This window comes from Corallococcus sp. AB038B (assembly GCF_003668955.1).
Lineage (GTDB): Bacteria > Myxococcota > Myxococcia > Myxococcales > Myxococcaceae > Corallococcus > Corallococcus exiguus.
Map to the genome: position 1 here is coordinate 1 of NZ_RAWO01000191.1, position 419 is coordinate 419.

At 68.7% G+C, this 419-nt stretch carries 1 pseudogene; it reads left to right on the plus strand.

The window, feature by feature from the left end:
• Positions 1–419 (plus strand): annotated as a pseudogene (locus D7Y04_RS44830) (FAD-dependent monooxygenase); the annotation flags it as partial.

Sequence of the window (419 nt, forward strand, 5' to 3'; positions counted from 1 at the left end):
TGACCGCGAGCAACTGCGCACGCTCCTGCTCGACAGCCTTCCTCCCGAGACGATTCGGTGGGGAAGCAAGGTGCGCGCGGTGGAACCCCTGTCGGATGGGCGCTATCGCGTCGCGAATGAGCACGGCTCGCTCGGTGAGTTCGACCTCGTGGTGGGCGCGGACGGCGCCTGGTCCAAAGTGCGCGCCGCACTGACGCCCGTGCAGCCGGCCTACACCGGCGTTACCTTCGTCGAACTATGGCTCACCGATGTCGACCGGCGTCACCCCGAGATCGCCCGGCGCGTCGGCCACGGCACCTATTTTTCGATGCATGGCGGCGCGGGCATCGTCGCGCAGCGCAACGGCCACGCCACCCTGCGCGTCTACGCCGCGATCCGCACAAGCCCTCAAGAAACCGACCGCCCCGATCTGGCGCTGG